Origin of the sequence: Bartonella acomydis, from assembly GCF_039543025.1 — a bacterium.
In the GTDB taxonomy this organism is placed as follows: domain Bacteria; phylum Pseudomonadota; class Alphaproteobacteria; order Rhizobiales; family Rhizobiaceae; genus Bartonella; species Bartonella acomydis.
Window position 1 is genome coordinate 16,428 of the sequence record NZ_BAABIY010000001.1, and the last position, 20,990, is coordinate 37,417.

Annotated in this window: 14 protein-coding genes; 5 read left to right on the forward strand and 9 right to left on the reverse strand. The window is 36.2% G+C overall.

Annotation, left to right across the window (positions count from 1 at the left end):
* The first annotated feature begins 27 nt into the window (after positions 1 to 27).
* The 5 genes from ABD909_RS00090 (at position 28) to ABD909_RS00110 (ending at position 7,946) form a co-directional block, all read left to right on the forward strand.
* Positions 28 to 714 (forward strand): winged helix-turn-helix domain-containing protein, encoded by a 687-nt coding sequence (locus tag ABD909_RS00090; protein WP_345095908.1) that lies wholly within the window; start codon positions 28 to 30, stop codon positions 712 to 714.
* Positions 711 to 2,093 (forward strand): sensor histidine kinase, encoded by a 1,383-nt coding sequence (locus ABD909_RS00095; protein WP_345095909.1) that lies wholly within the window; start codon positions 711 to 713, stop codon positions 2,091 to 2,093. The genes ABD909_RS00090 and ABD909_RS00095 overlap by 4 nt, the downstream gene beginning before the upstream one ends.
* A gap of 99 nt (positions 2,094 to 2,192) precedes the next feature.
* Positions 2,193 to 5,117 (forward strand): bifunctional [glutamine synthetase] adenylyltransferase/[glutamine synthetase]-adenylyl-L-tyrosine phosphorylase, encoded by a 2,925-nt coding sequence (locus ABD909_RS00100; protein WP_345095910.1) that lies wholly within the window; start codon positions 2,193 to 2,195, stop codon positions 5,115 to 5,117.
* 775 nt (positions 5,118 to 5,892) lie between these two features.
* Entirely contained in the window at positions 5,893 to 6,726 is an 834-nt protein-coding gene (locus ABD909_RS00105; RefSeq protein ID WP_345095911.1) for an outer membrane protein, read from the forward strand.
* A gap of 755 nt (positions 6,727 to 7,481) precedes the next feature.
* Complete coding sequence (locus tag ABD909_RS00110; RefSeq protein WP_345095912.1) at positions 7,482 to 7,946, forward strand: methylated-DNA--[protein]-cysteine S-methyltransferase; 465 nt, start codon at positions 7,482 to 7,484, stop codon at positions 7,944 to 7,946.
* A 5-nt stretch (positions 7,947 to 7,951) separates the two neighbouring features.
* Here the strand turns inward: ABD909_RS00110 and ABD909_RS00115 are convergent, their stop codons facing one another.
* The 9 genes from ABD909_RS00115 to thiC all read right to left on the reverse strand — a co-directional run bounded on the left by ABD909_RS00115 (position 7,952) and on the right by thiC (position 19,549).
* Positions 7,952 to 10,273 (reverse strand): ATP-binding protein, encoded by a 2,322-nt coding sequence (locus tag ABD909_RS00115; RefSeq protein ID WP_345095913.1) that lies wholly within the window; start codon positions 10,271 to 10,273, stop codon positions 7,952 to 7,954.
* A 289-nt stretch (positions 10,274 to 10,562) separates the two neighbouring features.
* Positions 10,563 to 13,190, reverse strand: a complete 2,628-nt coding sequence (gene pepN, locus ABD909_RS00120) for an aminopeptidase N (RefSeq protein ID WP_345095914.1) — start codon at positions 13,188 to 13,190, stop codon at positions 10,563 to 10,565.
* A 73-nt stretch (positions 13,191 to 13,263) separates the two neighbouring features.
* Complete coding sequence (locus ABD909_RS00125) at positions 13,264 to 14,088, reverse strand: uracil-DNA glycosylase (RefSeq protein ID WP_345095915.1); 825 nt, start codon at positions 14,086 to 14,088, stop codon at positions 13,264 to 13,266.
* Between the two features lie 351 nt (positions 14,089 to 14,439).
* Positions 14,440 to 15,198, reverse strand: coding sequence for a hydroxymethylpyrimidine/phosphomethylpyrimidine kinase (locus ABD909_RS00130; protein WP_345095916.1), 759 nt, complete (start codon positions 15,196 to 15,198; stop codon positions 14,440 to 14,442).
* Complete coding sequence (locus tag ABD909_RS00135) at positions 15,189 to 15,794, reverse strand: thiamine phosphate synthase (RefSeq protein ID WP_345095917.1); 606 nt, start codon at positions 15,792 to 15,794, stop codon at positions 15,189 to 15,191. The genes ABD909_RS00130 and ABD909_RS00135 overlap by 10 nt, the downstream gene beginning before the upstream one ends.
* Positions 15,791 to 16,564, reverse strand: coding sequence for a thiazole synthase (locus ABD909_RS00140; protein ID WP_345095918.1), 774 nt, complete (start codon positions 16,562 to 16,564; stop codon positions 15,791 to 15,793). Before ABD909_RS00140 ends, ABD909_RS00135 begins: the two co-directional genes overlap by 4 nt.
* Before the next feature lie 4 nt (positions 16,565 to 16,568).
* The gene (gene thiS / locus ABD909_RS00145) at positions 16,569 to 16,766 is read right to left on the reverse strand and encodes a sulfur carrier protein ThiS (RefSeq protein ID WP_345095919.1); all 198 of its coding nucleotides are present in this window, start codon (positions 16,764 to 16,766) and stop codon (positions 16,569 to 16,571) included.
* A 3-nt stretch (positions 16,767 to 16,769) separates the two neighbouring features.
* On the reverse strand, positions 16,770 to 17,720 hold the full coding sequence (locus tag ABD909_RS00150) for an FAD-dependent oxidoreductase (protein ID WP_345095920.1): 951 nt from the start codon (positions 17,718 to 17,720) through the stop codon (positions 16,770 to 16,772).
* The gene (gene thiC / locus ABD909_RS00155) at positions 17,717 to 19,549 is read right to left on the reverse strand and encodes a phosphomethylpyrimidine synthase ThiC (RefSeq protein ID WP_345095921.1); all 1,833 of its coding nucleotides are present in this window, start codon (positions 19,547 to 19,549) and stop codon (positions 17,717 to 17,719) included. Before thiC ends, ABD909_RS00150 begins: the two co-directional genes overlap by 4 nt.
* Positions 19,550 to 20,990 lie beyond the last annotated feature (1,441 nt).

A 20,990-nucleotide genomic window follows, 5' to 3' on the forward strand; every position in this document is an offset into this window, starting at 1 on the left:
TTTATAAAAATAACGGAGATGCGTTTTATGAAAATACTCGTTATCGAAGATGATCGTGAAACGGGACGTTATCTCGAAAAAGCTTTTTTAGAGGCAGGACATTCGGTTGATGTTGCTTATGATGGGGATACTGGATACGCTTTAGCTGAGATGGAGAATTACGATGTAATGGTTATTGATCGAATGCTTTTACATCGTGATGGTCTTTCTATTATTTCTGAATTGCGTGCTAAAGGCAATGAAACACCAGTTCTCATCCTTTCCGCTTTAGGGCAAGTGAATGATCGTGTGACAGGTTTGCGTGCAGGGGGAGATGATTATTTGACCAAGCCTTATGCTTTTTCTGAACTTCTTGCTCGTGTTGAAGTGTTGCAGCGGCGTAAAAATCCTAAAGAGGCGGAAACGGTTTATTGTGTAGGCAATCTTGAGCTTGATCGATTGGCACATACAGTAAAAAGGGGTAAAAGAAATATTCCATTACAACCACGAGAATTTCGTTTACTGGAATATTTGATGCGATATGCTGGTCAAGTGGTGACACGCACCATGCTTTTGGAAAATGTTTGGGATTATCATTTTGATCCGCAAACAAATGTCATTGATGTTCATATATCTCGCTTGAGAGCAAAAATTGAAAAAGATTTTGATGTACCACTTCTCCATACTGTGCGTGGAGCTGGTTATATGCTGAAAGCACCAGATAACAAAACATGAATCGTCTGATCAATATAATGCGCACAACTGCGTTAAGGCTCTCGGCACTTTATATTTTGTTATTTGGGTTGGTTGCAATAGGGTTGTCTATTTATATGACGGATTTTTCTGCTTCTTTGTTAACAGAGCAAACAGAGCAAGCTTTACATGAAGAATTGAGATATATCGAAGATGCTTATAATTATGGTGGGCTTCCTTTATTAATACGTACTATTGATTATCGTTCACGACAACCAGGAGCGTTTCTTTATCTTGTCACGGATCCTATGGGACGTATTTTAGCAGGGAATGTTGCGCGTATTGAATTAGGCCTTTTAAATCATAATGGCTTTATTGAAAATTCTTTTTTGTATTCACGTTTTGGCGAACATGGCAAAACAAGTGAACATCGTGCTTTGGCAATTGTTGTTGATTTGCCCAATGCGATGAAGGTTCTTATAGGTCGGGATTTAGATGAACCAGAACGTTTTGCAGCAGTTATTCGTAAAGCCGTCATGATAGCTCTTGCGGCAATGGTTGGGGGAGCCTTACTCATATGGTTTTTCGTTGGTAGGCGAGCATTACAAAGGATTGATCATGTTACAGCAGCTTCACAACGTTTGATGAAGGGTGATTTTAGTGGGCGTTTGCCTGTATCTGGGGTAGGAGATGAGTTTGATCGATTGTCCGCTAATCTTAATGTTATGTTAGATCGCATTGAAGAATTAAATATTGGTTTGCGCCAAGTATCAGATAATATTGCACATGATCTGAAAACACCACTAACACGCCTTAGAAATCGTGCTGAAGAAGCGCTTTCTGGACAAAAGACAAAGCTTGAATATCGTCAAGCACTTGATGGTGTTATTGCTGAATCTGATCAACTTATTCGTACTTTTAATGCGATTTTGATGATTTCACGCATTGAAGCGGGCAGTACAATTGAGAATCTTGAGATGATAAATATGAAACTGATTCTTGAAGATGCTGTTGAACTTTATGAACCTTTTGCTGAAGAATCTGGTGTTTTGCTTCGATTAGGCGATACATTTGATAAAGAACTGAAGTTAAATCGTGAGCTTATTGCACAATCGATTTTTAATCTTATTGATAATGCGATTAAATATGCCTCTAAAGATGTTAGGAAGGCAGAGGTTTGCTTATCAATGGAATATCGTGATAAACATTTGTTGGTTGTTATTAGCGATAATGGTCCAGGAATTGCAGAGGATAAACGTGAAAAAGTAACAGAACGCTTTTTCCGCCTTGAAGAAAGTCGTACACAACCTGGTTTTGGTATTGGCCTTAGTATAGCAAAAGCTGTAATGAAACTTCACGGAGGCGAATTATTACTTGAAAATGCAAATCCAGGGCTTAGGGCTGTTTTATTATTTCCTTAAAAGGAATTTTTATTTCATTACTTGCCATACTTATGATTATTTCTCTTTGAAATATAAGGCCATGGAAAGAATGCTAAAATATTTTTCACGGGAGCGTAGATGAAGAAAGCTTTTTTAAAAACACAGCTTCTCCGTTTATCTCCTCTCGATAACAGTGGTTCTCAATGGCTGAAAGAGCTTGCAGAACAAGCGAGAAAAGAAAATTTACAATCGCTTATTTCTTTTATTTCCGACAAAGGAAAGCAGGTTGAATTTATAAGCGCGGTTATGACCTTATCTCCTTTTTTACGTGAAGCGTTAATTGCCAATCCATCATATCTTAGTCCCTTATTGCATGTTGATATAGAAACGAGATTAAGCGAGATTATAGATGATATTGCGCATCTTGATAAAAGTGAGGCTATACATGAAATTTCGTTGAAGGCGTCTTTAAGGCACCAAAAACGGGAAGCACATGTTCTCATTGCTTTAGCTGATTTAGCTGGTGTTTTTACTTATGAAGTCTCATGTATTTGGTTAACACACTTGGGGGAAGCGGCTTTAGGTACGGCGTTGCGTTTTCTCTTAAGAGAAGCACATAATCATGGTAAAATAAATTTGTCGAACCGTGAGAATCCGGAAAAAGATTGTGGCTTAATCATTTTAGGGATGGGAAAATTAGGAGCAAAAGAACTTAATTATTCGTCTGATATTGATCTGATTGTTTTTATTGATGAAATGTCACCTCATATTGGTAATCTTGCTGAGAGTGTCGATCTATTCTCCAAGATGGTACGCCGACTAATCCGTATCATTCAAGAACGTACTGCGGAGGGATATGTTTTTCGTCTCGATTTTCGGCTTAGGCCCGATCCAAGTTCCACTCCTTTAGCTTTACCAGTGAGGACAGCATTGCGTTATTACGAAGGGCGTGGACAAAATTGGGAGCGGGCGGCTATGATTAAAGCACGTCCAGTTGCTGGTGATAAAAAAGCAGGTTTTAATTTTCTCAAAGAGTTGTTTCCTTATGTATGGCGGAAATATTTAGATTACGCTGCTATTGCTGATATCCATTCGATTAAGCGTCAAATCCACGCCTATAAAAATTATGGTCAAATTGCGGCTTATGGCCATAATGTAAAATTAGGGCGAGGGGGTATTCGTGAGATTGAGTTTTTTGTTCAGACACAACAACTCATTGCAGGAGGGCGTTTCCCTCAATTGCGTGGACGACAAACAGTAGCAATGTTAGCAGAACTTCATACACTTGGTTGGATTAGTGAGAAAACGCGAGATAGCCTTATTAAAAGTTATGCTTTTTTACGAAATGTAGAGCACCGTATTCAGATGCTTGCAGATGAACAAACGCATCTTCTCCCAAATGATGTTTCTCAATTTGCCAGTGTTGCATACTTAATGGGTTACCAAGAAAGGAACAATTTTATCCGCGATTTATTAAAAACGCTACAGGTTGTTGAAAAACATTATGCTGCACTGTTTGAAAATGAACAAGAACTTGGTTTAGAAATTGGCAATTTGGTTTTTACAGGTGAGGAAGATGATCCAGAAACATTAATCACATTAAGCCGTCTAGGTTTTGAAAGAGCAAGTGATATTTGTCGTATTATGCGCACACTTCATTGTGGGCGTTATAAAGCAACACAATCTGCAGAAGCACGTGAAAGGTTAACAGAATTGACTCCTGCGCTTTTGAAAGCTTTTGGCGCGACAAAACGGGCTGATGAAGTGATGTTGTGTTTTGATCGTTTTTTACAAGGTTTACCTTCAGGAATTCAACTTTTCAGTCTTTTGCAATCTAACCCTTCTCTTTTAGATATGTTGGTGCTTATCATGGGAGCTGCTCCACGTCTTGCGGAAATTATTACACGTAAACCTCATGTTTTTGATGGAATGTTAGATCCAAGTATTTTTTCAGAACTACCAACAAAAACTTATCTAGAGAAACGTCTTGAATATTTTCTTGAAGGAGTTCTTTCTTACGAAGAAATTCTCGATCACTTAAGAGTTTTTGCTGATGAGCAACGTTTTTTGATTGGTATTCGAATTTTAAACGGTGCAATTACGGGGAAGAGAGCAGGTTTTGCATTTACTGCACTTGCTGATCTTATGATTGCAAAAACATTTGTTGCAGTTCAGGAGGAGTTTTCTCGTCTTTACGGCAATATTAAAGGAGGGCGTGTTGGCATATTGGGGATGGGTAAGCTTGGAAGTTGTGAATTAACGGCAGGTTCGGATATTGATCTTATTTTGCTTTACGAACATGATGAAGATGCAGAAATATCTGATGGAGAAAAACCTCTTTATATTTCTCAATATTATACGCGTTTGACACAGCGTTTGGTTGCAGCTTTATCCACTCTTACAAGTCAAGGTATTCTTTATGCCGTTGATTTAAGGTTGCGTCCATTAGGCAATAAGGGACCTGTTGCTGTTTCTTTCCAATTTTTTAAGAATTATTATCGTAGGCAAGCGTGGATATGGGAACATCTTGCTTTAACAAGAGCACGAGGGATTGCTGGAGATTATGATTTTTTACAAAAGTTAGAAAATGAAGTTTGTGCAATTATTGCTTTTCCTCGTGATAAGAAGAGTGTTGCAAAAGCAGTATGTGAAATGCGTACTTTGATTGCAAAAGGAAAACCGCCCAAAAACCAATGGGATTTAAAAACCATGCCTGGTGGTATCGTTGATTTAGAATTTATTGCTCAATTTGCTCTTATTACGCAGGTTATGGAATTTCAGATTGGAGCAACGACGGTAGATATTTTGTCTCAGCTGCCGAACAGTTTTCTTAATCAGTCATTTATTTCGGATTTAAATTATGCTTATAGTCTTTATACCAATCTAAGCCAAATTATACGACTTTGTTTAAATGATTCTCTTGATCCTTATGAGATGCCTCCTGGTTTAAGCGACCTTTTATTAAGTAGTGTTGGAGAGCCTGATTTACTTCGTGTTGAAAAATTGATTGAGGAAACTGGGCAATTGGTATGTTCAGCTTTTGCACATGTAATGAAACATTGAATGTATTTTATAATAGTTTATAGAAGAATTGTGTATAATTTTTGTTTAAAGTATAAAAACTATAATAAATCATTCATTTAAAATTATGTTTTATAAATTGAAACAGTTTTTCTTTTTAAAAAGCAATTTTATTAGTGTAACAATTTTTACATAAGTAACATACAATTATTCAGTTTAGTTATATGGGTTTTTATATTTTTTACTTATACAAGCTGAAAAAAATCTATTTTAAACAAATGATACGAGATTTATATTTACTTGGAAAGTTATAATGTCTCTTTTCTAACTATTGGTGAATAAGACTATTTGCTATTTTTTATTGAATATACACTATGGCATGAAACAATCATTCATATAGAAGAGAATATTAGTTCAAACATGTTCGTGAACTTAGAGATAATACAAAGTTATTTAAACATAAAAGTTTGTAAGAAGCTTTATTATATAACTTAAGATATTTATGATAATATAGATATGTATTAGTTCTTATTATCTTGATACATGAAATATATCAAATAAACATAGATAAGAGTATTCATGAATTATACAGAAAATTTCTTAAAAATTGAGATTAAAATACCCACTCATAAAAAATCTAAATTAGAAAAAAGCTTTAGAAATTTTAAAAAGAATTTATAATATAAATCATTAAAGTTTATTTTTTCTTAAACTGTGTTATTTTTGCTACAGATTTTTAAAAAAAAATATGAAAGTATTTATTTATATAAATATGAATATTTATATTAAGTGTCACTTAGCTTTTAGGGGAGCAATTATGACTAAACAATACTTAATCAAAACATCTATTTTTTCTTTAATTTTAGTTTCTACAGTACAGGCAGCGGATGTTACTATACCAGAACAGCCGGTACCTATTATTGCAGCTCCAAATTTTTCTTGGGCTGGATTTTATCTTGGAGGTCAAATTGGTAATTTTTCAAGTAAAATTGGAGCAAGTTATTTAGCAGATGAAGGTACAGGACAGTGGTTACCGCTTGAAAAGACACACTTACCTAAACTTTCCGGTTTTATCGGTGGTATTTATGCAGGTTCCAATATTGATATCGATAATGGTTTTATTATAGGTGTTGATACGGATTTCATGTGGTTTAATAAAAAGGATACAAAAGATCACGATTTGTCAAAAGTAAGTCAAACTGAAACATCTCCATCATCAAAAACGAAAGTTATAACAGTAGATACTAGTGATGATGACACTCATACGGAAGCTTCTAGTGGAGTGATGCAGCACACTTTAAAACAAAAATGGGCTGGTGCTACACGAATGAGACTTGGTTTTTCTTTTGATCGTTTGATGCCTTATGTGGCCGGAGGTATTTCTTATACACAGCTTAGCAACACAGTTTCTAAAAAGCCTGATGCGGAAAGTAGAGCTGTAGTTGATCTTGCTAATTTGGTGCATGATGAAAAAAAGACCATGATTGGTTATACTCTTGGGGGAGGGGTTGATTTTGCAATGACTGATAATATTCTTTTGCGTGCAGAATATCGTTATTCAGATTTTGGTAAGAAAAAATTTGTGCATGATAAAGTTGAAATGAGTTACAAAACGAATGATTTTCGTGTTGGTGTCGCTTATAAATTTTAAGTTATCACAGGATTAATTATCAAAAAGTCCCATTTTCGAATGGGGCTTTTATTTTCAGATGTGTGCTGTTTTTTTCTCGTTGTTATAAAAGGTTTTAATTGAGCTAACCAAAAAAGCACAAAGATAGAGAGTTTTGAGATAAATAAAAAGTTTCATATATTTAAAACCATCAGCAAATATTTGATGTTTGAATATTTTATACTCTGTATAATAATATACAATGGTACCATTAAAATGCTTTCTATAAACAGTCTTGTGAAGCAATTGATAGGAAAAAAGAATTATTTCAAGAGGTTAACAAAAAAGAGAAAGCAGGGTTATCTATTACTTTTCTAAAATAAAAGACATGATTTTTCATCTTAGGCGTAAGATGAGCAAATATAAGTGTTATTTCTTTCACTAAGAGGAGTAAGATGATACCTTATCCAAAATATAAACAATATTTTGGACTTTAGGCAAAAATATTTATTGAATTTGTTTTATTATACTGAAATTATAGATAGATTTTCATTATTTGAGTTTTTATAATCGTAAGAGTTTTCATATAAAAAAGAACAGAATTTTTACTTATTTTCTTCGTTAATAATTAAGGACCTGAATTTCAGGATAATTTTTCCTCATTTTGTAGAGATTAATACGTTTTTTTATTTCAATCATAATATTTAAATTTTTTTTTAAAATATAAAAAGGTCAAAACTCTGACTATTATTCAAAAAAGAATAGTTTGTTCGAAAAATATCTCGATAGGAGGACTTTTGATAGCAAAGTCTCAAAAGGGGATTTGTAATATAGCATTAGGAGAGAATAAAGAACAATTATTACAGGAATTCACGGCACGTTTTGGTGATGTAGAACAAGCGAAGAATGATAATGCATTTGAACGAGAAGTTGCACATATTGTAGCAATGATTGAAACTCCTAAATTGGTAAAAAAACATGATTTTCCCTTAGATATAAATGGTACAGCTTTTCAGAGAAAAGTATGGATACGATTGTGTGAAGTGCCATGTGGTAAAACAATTTCATACGGAGCATTAGCACAAGATATTGGTATGCCAAATGCTTTTCGTGCAGTTGCGAATGCATGTGCACGTAACGAATTGGCATTACTGATCCCTTGCCATCGTGTGGTGTGCAAGAATAGTTTTATTTCAGGATATCGTTGGGGAATTGAACGGAAAAAGATTTTGCTCCAACGAGAGCGAAATGAGGAAAGTTAAAATCTTTAACTTTGTTGGATTGGCATTGTAATGGTTACAGTTGTTCCTTTCATTTCTTTAGATGTAATTTCAAGCTTTCCTTTGTGAAGTTCTAGCAAGGAGCGTGAAATGGCTAAGCCAAGACCTGAACCTGTATGGGTTTTTGTGAGTTGATTTTCAACTTGTTCAAAAGGTTGTCCGAGTTTTTTAATTGCAGATGAGGGAATGCCAACACCCGTATCTTTAATTCTAAAAACAAGGTTATTTTTTTTCTTGAAAGCGCAAACATTAATACTTCCACCAGAAGGCGTGAATTTAACGGCATTCGAGATAAGATTAAGAAAGATTTGTTTAATGGCGCGTCCGTCAACTTCTGCGTGTAGTTCTGGAGCAATATTTGTTGTAACTGCAATATTTTTTTCTTGAGCCTGTGGTGTAAGCGTTCGCACTGCTTCACTGATAATGGGCTCCAGATCAGTATTTTTACAATCAAGGGTAAATCTACCAGCTTCGATTTTGGACATATCAAGAATATCATTGATAAGGGTTAGAAGATGGGTTCCTGAATTGTAAATATCGTGCATATATTCTTTGTAACGTTGCGAGCCAAGAGGACCAAAGGTAGATTGCAACATGATATCTGAAAAGCCGAGAATGGCGTTAAGTGGAGTACGCAATTCATGGGACATATTGGCTAAGAATTCTGATTTAGCTTTATTAGCACTTTCAGCGCGCTCTTTTTCTGCTTTTAAACTTTTATTCAGTTTTTCAACTTCTGTTGCACGTTGTTGTGCACTTCCTCGTGCACGTTTAAGTTCTTGAATGAAAGAAAAAAGCCGTCTTTCACTGTCTTCAAATTTTTCTTGTTGTTGTTTAAGTTCAGAAATATCTGTACCAATGCACACAAATCCTCCATCTTGAGTACGTCGTTCATTAATTTTGAGCCAATAACCATCTGCAGTTTGTCGGATACTGGTTAAATTACCTGTGCCATCATCTTTAAGAGGATATTCATTGATTGCAGGGCGAGCCATGGCTTCGACGGTTGCACGTTGGATTCCTGATTGTAAAACCTGTTTAGGGATAGCAGCATATTCGCAAAATTTGCTGTTGGACATAACTAAACGTCCTTCCTTATCCCATAATACAAAAGATTCTGAAATATTTTCAATGGCATCACGGATACGAAGATCAGCTTGGGCTGTTTCTTCTGCAAATTGACGCTGTTCACTAATATCAAAAGCAATACCGACCAAATGCGGTTCTTCTTCATCTGTAACTTCAGCTCTAATACGCATCCATACATAATAGCCATTGGCATGTTGCATGGGCACATTAATATCAATATGCTTTTTTCCTCCCTCCATTAATTCTTGCGCAAGATCAAAAAAATTAGCATCATTTGGGTTGATAATAGCGGTAATTTGCGAAATTGACAACAATGCATCTTGAGGCACATAACCAAGCATTTCATACATAGCCCGTGACCAATAAACACGCCCACTTGCCATATTCCAATCCCATAACCCACAACGTCCACGCATCATTGCCATATCAATACGGTTTTGCGTTTTTTCTGAAATTAAATCCGTCTTGCGTGCTCGCACAATTTGATTGTAATAAGCATAAAGAAGAACCAAAATAACGCCGCCTGTTCCTATGAACAAGGTTATATTTAACGAGAAAATTTTGCGCCATTCCATGTAGATATATTGCTTTTTTTCGCTGATAAAGACACCATATTGTCCATTTCTTGTTTGGCTAAATGAGGCAAGGGCAGGATCATCTTTGCCCGTTGTGATTTCCATAATTCCAGCATGTTGCCCCAGAGCTTGTAAAGCAATACCCTCGGAGGTAAAATTCTGTAAGGGTTTTCCTAAAATGATCTCTGAACTAGATGAAGCTAAGACGATACCTTTTTGATCGATTATAGCAATAACAGTATGAGGGCTGATAAGGTCTTTATGAGAAAAACTGTTCAGAATATTTTGCAAATGATGATGAGAAAGAGCAGAAACTTTTCCTTTTTCAGTAACAGTAAGTAAGTCACGATCAATGGTATTACGAATATGAGAAGCGACGAGAGTAAGGGTAGAGCGTGTGTTTTTATCAATAACATGATGCCAATTATAGATTGATACAAAACGAATTGTTGCCAACACAACAAGAAATGCAAGAATGAAAAATGGAAGCAAACGTCGCAACCAGGGTTCAATAAAAAGGAACTTTTGAAAGGCTGAGCCAAAAAACAGATAAATACGCTCTGTCCGTGCTTTATGATTTTGAGCACTCGACTTTGAATTAGCATATACCTCCGTTGGCGCATTATATGCGTCCAATTTAGCCATCTTTCGTTCCTTTAATTATGGAATAATGTGTTATAAAAACTGTTTTAATATTCATAATCAAACCCCATAGGGTGTAGTGAATCAAAACAGGAGTCCTCTGTCCAGTCTTTTTTTTAAAAAAACTATTTTCCTTTAATTGAATGTGGATGAAGGAAATAAAAAGGAACTTTAAAATGACCTCTAAACAGATTTAAATGATCTGTTCAGAGGGTTATTATGGTTAAATTATTCGTTGTATTATTTTATAATATGATATTATAACATACTGATTATAAGATATTTTTCTACTTTAAGTGAGGAGACGGGATATGATCTCAGCCACATCGCTTGACAATTGGGGCGCTTCTGCAATTGTTTTTAATGCAGTTTCAAATTTTTGTTGTCGAATGGGTTCTAATTGTCTCCAAGAGCGCATCATGGTGAGTAATCGTGAAGCGAGCTGAGGATTTTTTTTGTCAATTTCTAAAATGATTTGGCAAAGAAAATGATAGGATGCACCATCAACTCTATGAAAACCTGTTAAATTATGAGCGGCAAAAGCACCAATCAAAGCGCGTACACGGTTAGGATTATCTTGTGAAAAAAGCGGATGCTGCATGAGTTTTTGAACATGCTCAAGTGTTGAAGCTCCCGCAACCATTGCTTGAATGGAGAACCATTTATCCATGACCAAAGGGTCATGCTGATATCGATTTTCAAAATCATTCAAGGAATTTCGCGCTTGCTCACTTTTATTAAAGCGCTGTACTAAAACAGTGATACTGGCTATGCGATCAGTCATATTATCAGCTGTTTCATATTGTAGAGTAGAGCGATTTGGATTGGCTTCGGCGATGGAAAGATAGTCGAGTATTATATTGCGTAATGCTCGTTTTCCAGCTTGTGCAGGAGTTGGTGAATAGGGCTCATTGTTCTCCATTTGCATATAAATTTTTGTGAAGAGTTCCTGATGCGTCTGTGCGAGTGAAGCTAAAAACTGATTGCGCACATGGTGAATACGCTCTGGATCAACATTTTTACCGATTATATGAGCAAGCTCAACTTCACTTGGTAAACTTAAGCAAAAGGCACGAAATTCTGGTTCAAGGCTTTTATCTGTAAGGGTACTTTCCATCAATTTTAGCAAAGTAGAAGGCATATCCTTTTTTTCTTGTGTTTTATCCTGAATAGCCTGAATGAGAGCTTGCGTGATCAAATAATTCAAGGATTGCCAGCGATTCAGCTGATTGTCATCTTTTTGCGCAAGAAAGATGAGTTCACTTTCATTAAGGGAAGTTTGTAGATTAATAGGAGCAGAAAAATCTCTAAGCAGTGATAAAACAGGCTTCTCGCACAGTTCCTTTAATGTAAAAATTTGTTTTTCTTTGGAAAGCAGCAGAACATTTGATTGAATATCTCCATCAGTTTCATAGCTGAGAGATTCTCCATTCTGTCCTAACAGAGCAAATGCAATAGGAATAAGCATCGGCTTTTTTGACTTTTGTTGTGGTGTTTCTGGAATATATTGTTTTGCATGAATCTCTAAAACACCATCGCGATAATGACTGTCAATTTCCACATGGGGAGTGCCTGCTTGTTCATACCACAACATGAATTGTGAGAAGTCTTGATGAGAAACTTCAGCAAAGCAGGCGATAAAATCTTCAATTGTACAAGCTTGTCCATCATGGCGTTGAAAATAGAGATCCATTCCTTTGCGAAAGAGGATTGGGCCTAAAATCGTATGTATCATGCGAACAACTTCTGCACCTTTTTTATAAACGGTTGTGGTATAAAAATTGTTGATTTGGCTGTATTGACGAGGCCGTACAGGATGAGCGAGAGGACCGGAATCTTCAGCAAATTGTGTGGCTTTTAATATTTTAATATTTTCAATACGCTGTAGACTACGTACATTTTGATCTGAGGAAAATTCTTGATCACGGTAAACAGTTAAGCCTTCTTTTAAACAAAGTTGAAACCAATCTCGGCAAGTAATACGGTTACCAGTCCAATTATGAAAATATTCATGCGCAATGACACGCTCAACATTTCTATAATCCTGATCGGTTGCTGTTTCAGGATCTGCAAGGACATATTTGTCATTAAAGATGTTAAGTCCTTTGTTTTCCATTGCTCCCATGTTGAAGTCAGAAACAGCAACAATATTGAAAACATCAAGGTCATATTCACGTCCAAAACATTGTTCATCCCAACGCATGGAACGTTTGAGAGCATCCATTGCATAGGTGGCGCGTTTGGTTTTTCCTTTTTCTACATAGATACCAAGTTTGATATGTCGACCGGATACAGTTGTAAAATGGTCTTCTAACTTATCAAGATGACCGCCAACCAGAGCAAAGAGATAAGATGGTTTTGGATAAGGATCTTCCCAAATGGCAAAATGATAATTATTCTCAAGAGTTCCTGTTTTGACGAGATTACCATTGGAAAGTAAGATAGGGATTGTTTGAGAATCCGCTTCAATTTTTACCCTATAGGTAGAAAGCACATCTGGGCGATCATAAAAATAAGTAAGACGACGAAAGCCTTCTGCTTCACATTGTGTGCAGTAAACACCATTTGAAAGATAAAGTCCCATAAGTTGACGGTTACTTTCAGGATTTACTTTCGTGACCAATTGCAAGGTAAAAGGAGAAACTGGTGGTGTTGGAATTTCTAAACGTGAAGGCGTGGCTTTATAAGCATTCTCAGACAATATTTCTCCATTAATAGCAACAGAAATTAACGTAAGATCATCACCAGAAAGCACAAGAGGTGTTAATTCTTTAGTGTTTTGACGCGCTTCAATAGCCAATGTTGCTGTAACAGAAGTTTTGGTTGGTGCTAAACGGAAATGCAGTTCTATATTTGGGATAGCATAAGGCGTTGGTTGGTAGTCTTCTAAACGATAAACGGGAACTGCTGTTTGTTGCATAATTTTTCCTGACTGTATTTGTAAGAGTGCGAATGATCAAAAGAGCGTTTCTATTTTGTGATGAGATAAAGAATTACGGGAGATTATCTAAGCGGTTTTTTACTTCTAGAAAGTCCATCCATGTAAGCTTTTTTTGACTGGGTGTTCGAAGGAGGTAAGCAGGATGAAAGGTTGGCATAACAGGTATTTTGATATTATCTTCGCTTTCATAGGAGAGCCATTTACCTCGGGTACGAATAATTCCATTTTGCGCTCCCGTAAGAAACTGGGTAGCAACACCACCAAGTGCTACAAGAATACGAGGTTTAGCTAAATAAATTTGCCTTTCAATAAAAGGGCGGCATAATGCAACTTCCCTTGGTGTTGGCGTGCGATTTCCAGGTGGGCGCCAAGGAATAGTATTCGCTATGTAAACACTCTCTCTTGTTAAGCCAATTGATGCGAGGATTTTATTAAGCAACATTCCTGCTTTTCCGACAAAAGGAACACCTTGTATATCTTCTTCTCGTCCTGGTGCTTCTCCTATAAGCATAAGCGGGCTTCCCGGTGTTCCATCTGAAAAACAGGTATTTTTTGCTGTTAATTTTAATGAGCAACCATTAAATGCAAGGAGAGCTGATTTTAATTCATCAAGTGTCTTCGCACTTTTTGCACTCTCTATAGCAGAAGCTTCACCTTGTAGAGTACTGAAGCTAGGCAGCGGATATTTGTCTAACTTTTGAGTTGGTAATGTTTGTTGATGATGGGAAACTATTTCTTGGATTGCTTTTTTTTCTAAGCAAGCGGCCTGATTGAAGCGATCAATAGGTACATTTGTTAAAACAGCATCCGCACCACTTTCTTTATAAAAGTTCAAGAGTTCTTCATATGAGATTAAGTACGGTATTTGATTTAACATTTTATCATTTTCTAATGATCCATTGATTATGAATAGACCAGATAGAATTATCCTTCAAGTGTTATAATGTCTTCGTTAGAGGTTTATGTTTGAAGCAATTCAGTTTTCTTTAAACCCTGCAAAACTATAAAGTGGAATTCTATTTTTTTCAATGTGTTATCTTATTTGTTAAATTATACTAAATTTTTCTCTAATTAAAAACGCATCAAAAATAGGAGAGATAATTTAAGCTATTCTGATAGTGAGATATTAATATAAAAACTCTTTGAATAATTATACCTTAATTTTAAGGAAAATAATCATAGAGATATGTAAAATATGACAAGAAGAGTTCAATATATTATTAAACGTTCAATAATCTTTTTGATTGTAATTGAGCAGTAATGTGTGAATGTATGCTTTTGCATTTTTTATAGCTTGAGGCAGAGCTTCATTTAATGCCAACTGTGCCGCAATAGCGCTTGAAAGAATACAGCCTGTTCCACGCATTGTTTTCGTTAAACGTGGAGTAGAAATATCAATCATTTCAGTCTTATCAACAAAGATATCGGTAGCAAGGGGACCATCTGCATGTCCACCTTTTATCAAAAGAGAACGCAGATCAAATGACAAAAGTTTTCTTGCTTGTTCTATTGCTTGCTTATGATGAGATGCTAATGGACTTTGGCTGAGAAAAGCGAGTTCTTCTCTATTGGGTGTTAAAAGAGCAACATGAGGGAGAAGCTTGTTGAGTATCACTTCTCTAATTGTTTCTGTGGTCAGCTTGCCCCCTGAGGAAGCAACAAGTACAGGATCAAAAATAACGGGAATATGAGGATAGTCTTGAAGTACGTTACAGATTGCTGTGATAATTGCCTTTGTTCCTGTCATGCCAATTTTTATTGCGCCTATAGGTTTAGCTTCCAGAGCACAGCGCATTTGTGCGATAATGAGTTCTTCGCGCATTGGCACAATTTCAGCAACATGGTGATCATCTTGTACATTAACGCAAGTAATAGCTAAATTTGCTTTTGTTTGAAAATGAGCAGCTGTTTCTATATCCCGGATAATACCAGCACCTCCCGTTGGATCAGTGCCTGCGACAATAAGAATAGAAGGTTTTAACGCCATGTTTTTGTGACTTTTATCCACTGCTTGACACGTTCTTCAGGTTTTTTATGGAGAATAATATCGGTGACAACAGCAGTACTATTGGCTCCTGCATTTAAAACACCAATGGCGCGTTCCGGAGTTAAGCCACCAATGCCCACTAAAGGTAAAGCACCAATTCGCATTTTCCATTGTTTGATTTTTTCTAGTCCTTGAGGTTCCCATTTCATTTTTTTTAAGATTGTAGGATAAATAGGTCCCAGTGCAATATAGTCAGGATGAACAGAAAGTGCGGTATCCAATTCTTGTTCATCATGTGTGCTAAGTCCCAATTTTATATCATTTTTACGAATTGCAGAAAGGTCAGCATTGCTTAAGTCTTCTTGCCCAAGATGAATAAAATTGCATTTTTCATCAATTGCGATTGTCCAATGATCATTAATAATTAATTGAGCTCCCCATTTATCGCAGATGTTTTTTGCGCACTTAATATGTTGACGGATTATTTTAAGATTTTCATTTTTCATACGCAATTGTATGAGTTTAACGCCAAGAGGAACCAAACGTTCAATCCATTGCGCGTTGTCAACAATGAGATAAAATGGATCTAATTTCATGAAAACACTGCTTTTCCAATAACTGGTGTTGAAGGAACAGCCACATTACGTGCTTCAAGAATACCTGCTTTATACCCCATACGCCCTGCTTGAATAGCTTTAGAAAATGCTTCAGCCATTAAAACAGGATCAACTGCTTTAGCGACTGCGGTGTTAAGAAGCACTGCATCATAACCTAGTTCCATAGCAACAGCAGCATGGGATGGGCGTCCAATGCCAGCATCAATCACAAGAGTTACATCAGGAAGATAAGCGCGAATAGAACGCAATCCATCGGTATTATGAGGGCCTTTAGCAGATCCGATAGGAGCGCACCAAGGCATAATGACTTGGCACCCAACATCGAGAAGCTTTTCAGCAACAATGAGATCATCTGTCGTATAGGCAAAAATGTGGAAACCTTCACTGTTTAAAATTTTTGCTGCTTCGATTAAAGAAAAAACATTTGGTTGTAAGGTATCGGGATTACCGATAATTTCCAGTTTAACCCAAGAAGTTTTAAAAAGATCTCGTGCAAGTTTTGCCGTTGTAACAGCTTCTTTAACCGTGTAACAACCCGCAGTATTGGGAAGCACTGTTATATCGAGTTTTTGCAAGAATTGCCAAAATTGTCCCCCTTGTTTGCCACCAGCCATTTCACGGCGCAATGAAACTGTCACAATTTCTGTACCGGATTTACAAATAGCATCACGCAGAATGGCAGGTGAGGGATATTGTGCTGTGCCTAACATAAGACGAGAAGAGAATTTACTCCCATACAGATTCAGCATAATTTTATCCTCCTTGCATTGGGCTTAAAATTTCAATTTTATCACCCTCGTGCAAGACAAATTGGCCTCGCTTACTCACAGGAACAATTTCAGCATTCACGGCAGTAGCGAGCCAATCTCCCTCATAACCTAATTCTTCAAGCAAGAGATGAAGAGTGATGACTTCTGTTTGAACTGTTTCCCCATTGACAAATATTTGCATGTTTTATTTCACCGTCAATTTCACCGCGCGTTTTGCCATTTCCGGAGACAAAAGAAAACCATGTCTATAAAATCCATTAATAGAAATATAATTACCATGTTTGCATACAGAAGGGAAGTTATCAGGATAAGATGGGCGAACACCAACGCCGGATTCAACAATTTCTGCTTCAGCAAAAGCAGGATGCAACGTGTAGGCGGCATTGAGCAGTTCCATCATTGATCTTACCGAAATAGCACCATCAAAGTCACTTTCGATCATTGTTGCACCAATCATAAAAATATTATCTTGCCGAGGCACAATATAGAGTGGAATGCGTGGATGGAGAAGGCGAATGGGGCGAGAAATTTTAATATCTCTACTGCGCACGAAAAGCATTTCACCACGAACGCCGCGTATATTTTTGTCTTTTCCCAAACGCGCTATACCTGTTGCATCAATAATAATATCAAAATTTGTTTCATATGTTTCGATATCAACAAAACGTGCTCCATTTTTTATCAAATTTTCTTTTAAAGCAATAAGTGCTTTACGAGGGTCAAGATGAGCTTCATTTTCATAAAAAAGCGCATAGTTAAAACGTTCTGCAAGATCGGGTTCAAGATGCGCTATTTCTTCACCATTGATAATTCTATAATGATGTGTCCGCTCTGAGAATCGTTTAAGTTCTCCCTTATCTCGTTCTGGTGCGACAACTAAAGTTCCTTTTCGGTTGACCAAATAGGGGAGTGTTTTATGCCACCATTTGATGGCTTGTATGCCAAGATCTTCAACGATTTGTTCAGCATTTTCTCTTTCACAGTAAGGCGCTAGCATTCCTCCTGCGTACCAACTTGCCGTTCCTATAGGAGAAGAAGGAGGGGCAGATACAGTAACAGAAAAACCTTTTTGTTGTAACATAAAGGCAGCTGTTAGCCCCCCTACACCTGCACCTTTGATAAGAATATTTTTCAACTGTTTACCCTCTTTTTTTGAAGGGGGATGACCTCCATATAAAGATCACCATCTTTTTGATATTCTTTAGCCATAGCAATCATACCTTCATCTTTTGTTTTTTTCATTACTGTTTCACGAATATCATGGGAAATACGCATAGAACAGAATTTTGGTCCACACATGGAACAAAAATGTACCAATTTATGGGCTTCTTTAGGCATTGTTTCATCATGAAAAGCACATGCTGTATCTGGATCAAGAGAAAGGTTAAATTGATCATGCCATCTAAAATCAAATCGTGCACGCGACAGAGCATTATCGCGTAATTGCGCTCTGGGCAAACCTTTAGCAAGATCAGCAGCATGGGCAGCAATTTTATAAGTAATCACTCCAGTTTTCACATCATTTTTATCAGGGAGACCTAAGTGCTCTTTAGGCGTTACATAACAGAGCATAGCTGTTCCAAACCATCCAATCATAGCAGCACCAATTGCTGATGTAATATGGTCATAACCAGGAGCAATGTCTGTGGTAAGAGGACCCAAAGTATAAAAAGGTGCTTCATGACAGAGCTCTAATTGTTGTTCCATGTTGTTTTTAATTTTATGCATTGGGACATGTCCAGGTCCTTCAATCATAACCTGTACGTCTTTTGCCCAAGCAATTTTTGTCAATTCTCCTAAAGTCTTAAGTTCAGCAAATTGGGCTTCATCATTGGCATCAGAAATAGAGCCAGGGCGTAGCCCATCTCCCAATGAAAGAGAGATATCATAGGTGCGTGCAATATCACAAATTTCATCAAAATGTTCATAGAGAAAACTTTCTTTGTGATGATAGAGGCACCATTTTGCCATAATAGAACCGCCCCGTGAAACAATACCTGTTAAGCGGTCAATGGTGAGAGGAATAAATGGCAATCTTAAGCCCGCATGAATCGTAAAATAGTCAACTCCCTGTTCTGCTTGTTCGATAAGGGTATCACGGAAAATATTCCATGTTAAATTTTCAGCAATACCTTGTACTTTTTCAAGTGCTTGGTAAAGAGGAACGGTACCAATTGGAACTGGTGAATTTCGAATAATCCACTCACGAATATTATGAATATTCCGTCCTGTTGAGAGATCCATAACTGTATCTGCTCCCCAACGAATAGCCCAAACCATTTTATCAACTTCCTCTACCATAGAGGATGTTACGGCTGAATTGCCAATATTGGCATTAATTTTAACCCGAAAATTGCGTCCAATAATCATTGGTTCGCATTCTGGATGATTGATATTTTGAGGAATAATCGCGCGTCCGCAGGCAATTTCATTGCGAACAAATTCTGCAGTATAAATTTCTGGTATTGATCCGTTCGATATTTTATTGAATTGCACTTTCTTTTGATTTTTTATCGCGAGCCCTTCATTTTCTCGTATAGTGACATATTCCATTTCTTCTGTAATAATACCCGCGCGTGCATATGCCATCTGTGTAATTGCTTTGCCATTTTTTGCCCGCAAAATAGGGCGCCTTTGTTCAAAGGCAGGAATAGGTTTTGTATCATAGGTTAACCTATTATCTTCGAATCTAAAAGATAGTGCACAATAAGATTCAATGTTAGCACGCTTAGAGAGCCAGGGTAAGCGAATTTTGGGCAAACCTTTTGTAATATCAATGATCATATCTTTATCTGTATAGGGTCCAGAAGTATCATAAATATTTAAAGGTTCCTCACCACTGTCATTGGTCAATGAAATCTCACGTAATGGAACATGTACATCAGGAAAAAGAGGACTTTGTTGATAAATTTTGCATGAGGCAGGAAAGGGACTGCAACTGATTGATGGAATCTTTTTCTGCATAAACTTTTTCCTTATAAACACAGAGTTCAAAAACAGATTGTGAGGTTAGGGGGAATATTTTCAAATCATCAATGTTGGCTTCTTGAGTGAAGGGGATATAATAATGCTTTTAATACCAAGACACTTCAAATAAATATCAAGAAACTTTATTGAAAAGATTGTTGCAACAGCTCTCATATTATTTACATTCCCCCTCCACTTAAAGCGCCTTTTATTGACGAAGACATGGTTGGCTTAAATATTAGTATTGTCAATCGCAAAGATATGTTTTTAACGATTTTTCTACGTTTGTTAGAAATGAAAGCAGGTAGCTAAATTAGCGAGAAAGAATATGGAAGTCTTCTATAAAGAAACGGTAAGGGCAAAATTCATTGCTAAAACAATGGGTTTTATGATTGGCTCTTCCATTGAACTTTTATTTTTTATTTTTGTGTAGCTCTTTTCCTGATCTAGTTGTGTATCTTCAGAAATCAGTACTTTGTTATAAAAAGATGTCATACTATTTTTTATTGAGCAAAAAGTTTTTTAAGTGATGATCCGTTTGTTTTGGAAATCGTGACACGTATTGTCTTAAACTTATTATTATTATCTGACCGTTTGGTAAATCCTATAATATGTTCTCAATGCTTTGTTGTGTAAAGATTTTATTGCTTTTATATACATAACGATTTCATCTTCAATATAGTTTGAAATATGATTTCTTGCTCAGGTCAAATGGAAAAACATTTGTTTGAAACTTATTTGTTATCATAACAATCTGGAGAAGCTTTATTTTTCCACGAAGAAAAAAAGCCAATCATTGTAAAGCTTTGTTCAGAGAGTTTATTATTCTTGCAAAAAAACTATATATAATAGAATACTAAGTATGAAGGGGCAATAGGCGGTTACGAATCTTCAAAGATTAGGTTATATGCATTTTGTAGAGGGCGGGGTGTGGGTTTGCTGTTTTTCAATTCTTCTAAAGAAATTTATATCTTGTCGATTTGATGAAGGTCTTGTGAGACATCATTCGTATCATGAAGATATTATTTTCAAGTAAAATTAAAGCGTAGAGAATTTATTCTCTTGAATTTCGTATTCTATGAGGTGCTAGACCGTGAACAGAAGGCGCTCAAGAGGACTTTGATATTTATCTGGAAAATTTTTCAAATTTATTTGATACAAATTACTGCTAAAAAATTATTAACTTATTGAAAAAATATAAAATATAATGGGTCTGATAAATATTTCAAATACATTAGCAGTTTTTATGAATTTAAAAAATTGTTACCTTCAAGAAAGATCATGTGAAATTTCCAAAAGGAGATTTTATGAACAATATTTGTAAAGTTTACAAAAGATGCAAAATTGCTCAATAAAATCCCAGAATTATAGTGCCACAACAAAGGTAGTGTCTGATGAGATAATTACATGCATTGGTACTGATGTTATAAAAATTGTG

What these genes read in the sequence shown, in the direction of transcription:
- ABD909_RS00090 (WP_345095908.1), top strand. Translation starts at nt 28, where the DNA reads ATGAAAATACTCGTTATCGAAGATGATCGTGAAACGGGACGTTATCTC.
- ABD909_RS00095 (WP_345095909.1), top strand. Translation starts at nt 711, where the DNA reads ATGAATCGTCTGATCAATATAATGCGCACAACTGCGTTAAGGCTCTCG.
- ABD909_RS00100 (WP_345095910.1), top strand. Translation starts at nt 2,193, where the DNA reads ATGAAGAAAGCTTTTTTAAAAACACAGCTTCTCCGTTTATCTCCTCTC.
- ABD909_RS00105 (WP_345095911.1), top strand. Translation starts at nt 5,893, where the DNA reads ATGACTAAACAATACTTAATCAAAACATCTATTTTTTCTTTAATTTTA.
- ABD909_RS00115 (WP_345095913.1), bottom strand. Translation starts at nt 10,273, where the DNA reads ATGGCTAAATTGGACGCATATAATGCGCCAACGGAGGTATATGCTAAT.
- pepN (WP_345095914.1), bottom strand. Translation starts at nt 13,190, where the DNA reads ATGCAACAAACAGCAGTTCCCGTTTATCGTTTAGAAGACTACCAACCA.
- ABD909_RS00125 (WP_345095915.1), bottom strand. Translation starts at nt 14,088, where the DNA reads ATGTTAAATCAAATACCGTACTTAATCTCATATGAAGAACTCTTGAAC.
- ABD909_RS00130 (WP_345095916.1), bottom strand. Translation starts at nt 15,198, where the DNA reads ATGGCGTTAAAACCTTCTATTCTTATTGTCGCAGGCACTGATCCAACG.
- ABD909_RS00135 (WP_345095917.1), bottom strand. Translation starts at nt 15,794, where the DNA reads ATGAAATTAGATCCATTTTATCTCATTGTTGACAACGCGCAATGGATT.
- ABD909_RS00140 (WP_345095918.1), bottom strand. Translation starts at nt 16,564, where the DNA reads ATGCTGAATCTGTATGGGAGTAAATTCTCTTCTCGTCTTATGTTAGGC.
- thiS (WP_345095919.1), bottom strand. Translation starts at nt 16,766, where the DNA reads ATGCAAATATTTGTCAATGGGGAAACAGTTCAAACAGAAGTCATCACT.
- thiC (WP_345095921.1), bottom strand. Translation starts at nt 19,549, where the DNA reads ATGCAGAAAAAGATTCCATCAATCAGTTGCAGTCCCTTTCCTGCCTCA.